Raw genomic sequence first — 2,316 nt, forward strand, 5'->3', positions numbered from 1 at the left:
TTATCTAAAATAATATTTTGTGATCTTTTAACAGCAATTCCTTTAATATTTGATTTAATACAATTTTTGACAGTATCTACACCAATCGTTGGTAGATCTACTCTTAAATCTTGTTTTGTATTTGGAAATTTTACTAATATAGATTTATTTTTAAGTTTTAATTTTTTTGATAAATACGATGACCTTTTAATAATTTCATCTGTTCCCTCAGGACCTTCAATTGCAAGCACAAAACCATCATTTATCACTACAGACTGTCCAATATCAAACTTACTTAAAGATTTAACTAAAGAAATTCCCTTAGAAATACTTTCTTTATCTAAATTATTAATTTTAACATTATTTATAGATTTATCCTTGAATACTAATTCTGGGGTAAATTTCATACTATTTAAGACCTTAATTTTATGTTCTTTAAAAATTTTAATTATTTCTCTTAAAATATTACTATCTCCTTTTTTAAAAGCAGAAAACAATCTAGGAAGATAAAAAAGAGCTTTTCTATCAAATTTTAAAAGGGAAATTTCCGGTCTTTTAACTTTACCAATAAAAATAATATTTTTACAATTATTTTTTTTTAGTATCGCTATAGCCTTTCCAAGTTCCGTTATTTTTAATCCATATGAATTATTATATTTTTTGTAATAATTAGACTTAGTTAAATCTAGAATTAAAAATTTTTTATTTTTTTTTAGTAATTTATTTATTATAAATTTAGGTAAATTAGATTCCCCAACAATTAAACCAAGCATTTATTTTAAAGGTCTACAAATTGGTCTTTTTTCACTTTTCTCGAGAAAAGTTATAACTTCTGATACTGTCTTAAAATTAGAATATTTTTTAGCATCTTCTATTCCATTTTTCAAAAGAGTGTTTGAAAAAATTAATTTTACAGCATTATTTAATACATTTATTTCTTCAGAAGAATATCCAGCTCTTTTAAGTCCTATTATATTAATTCCATCTAAATGTGATCTATTGCCAGTCACTAAACCGTAGGGAATTACATCCTTTTCAACACCTGTCATGCCGCCAATCATCGCAAATTTACCAATCCGAGTAAATTGTTGAACTGCAGAGTTGCCGCCAATTATAACATTATCATCAATTTCAACATGACCAGCTATTGCAACATTATTTGCAATAATAACATTATTTCCAATTTGGCAATCATGTGCAATATGAGATGAAATCATAAATAAACAATTATCACCAATTTTTGTAACTCCACCTCCATGATCTGTGCCTGGATTTATTGTAACATATTCTCTAATTTTATTTTTTTTTCCAATTATTAATTTTGTTTTTTCTCCTTTAAACTTTAAATCTTGGGGTGTGCTACCTATAGAAGCAAATGAATAAATTTCACAATCATCAGATATATAGGTATCTCCGGTTATAACCACATGAGATAATATTTTTACATTATTACCAATTTTAACTTCTTTGCCAATAATACTATAAGGACCAACTTTTACCGAAGATTCTATTTTAGAATCTTTATCAATAATTGCCTTATCGCTTATCATTAATCTTTTCTATCAACTATAGTTGCCATCCACTCTGAATCAGCCATAATTTGATCATTTACCATTGCAACTCCTTTATACTTCCAAACTTTTCCTTTTGATCTTATAGCTTCAACTTTTAATCTTAATTCGCATTCAGGCATCACAGGATTTCTAAATTTTGCATTATTAACTGTCATTAAATAAACTAATTTATTTTTAACAATTTCTGGATCTAAACTATAAGCAGTCAATGCTGCGGCACTTTGACCAAAAGCTTCAACTATTAAAACTCCTGGCATTACTGGTTGCCCTGGAAAATGACCATTAAAAAAAAAATCTGTCTTTTTAATATTCATTACTCCTGTTGCAGAAATCATCGGAATAATATCAATAAGTTTATCAATTAATAAAAATGGTTTTCTATGTGGTATTAAATTTTCAATTTCCTCCCTATTTATTTCTTTTTTTAAATTCATTGTTTTTTACTAGTTAAAAATTCCCTTATACTTTTAGCTGGATAACCCATAACAACTTGATTGTCTGCAATATCAGCAACAACACCACTCTTTCCACCTATTTTTACATTATTGCCTATAGATAAATGACCTGAAATTCCAGTCTGACCACCAATTTTAACATTATTTCCTATAATAGTGCTACCGGCTATTCCCGATTGAGCAGCTATCATGCAATAATTTCCAATTTTTACATTATGTGCAATTTGAACTTGGTTATCTATAGAGGTAAATTCGCCAATAACAGTATCAGTCAAAGAACCTCTATCAATTGTACAAAAAGAACCTAT

General features: G+C 27.2%; 3 protein-coding genes and 1 pseudogene. All 4 read right to left on the bottom strand.

Annotated elements, in window-relative coordinates:
- Positions 1-752, bottom strand: a 752-nt coding sequence (locus tag AC8IGH_RS05390; protein WP_507419690.1) for an LpxI family protein, incomplete at its 3' end; no start/stop codon positions are given.
- Positions 753-1,529: an acyl-ACP--UDP-N-acetylglucosamine O-acyltransferase gene (gene lpxA, locus AC8IGH_RS05395; RefSeq protein WP_507419691.1), complete on the bottom strand. Its 777-nt coding sequence runs from the start codon at positions 1,527-1,529 to the stop codon at positions 753-755.
- Positions 1,529-1,969 (bottom strand): 3-hydroxyacyl-ACP dehydratase FabZ, encoded by a 441-nt coding sequence (gene fabZ, locus AC8IGH_RS05400; protein ID WP_507419692.1) that lies wholly within the window; start codon positions 1,967-1,969, stop codon positions 1,529-1,531. The genes lpxA and fabZ overlap by 1 nt, the downstream gene beginning before the upstream one ends.
- Before the next feature lie 14 nt (positions 1,970-1,983).
- Positions 1,984-2,316, bottom strand: a pseudogene (locus AC8IGH_RS05405) (UDP-3-O-(3-hydroxymyristoyl)glucosamine N-acyltransferase); the annotation flags it as partial.

It is taken from the genome of Candidatus Allofontibacter sp. (assembly GCF_038145245.1).
GTDB lineage: Bacteria > Pseudomonadota > Alphaproteobacteria > Pelagibacterales > Pelagibacteraceae > Fontibacterium.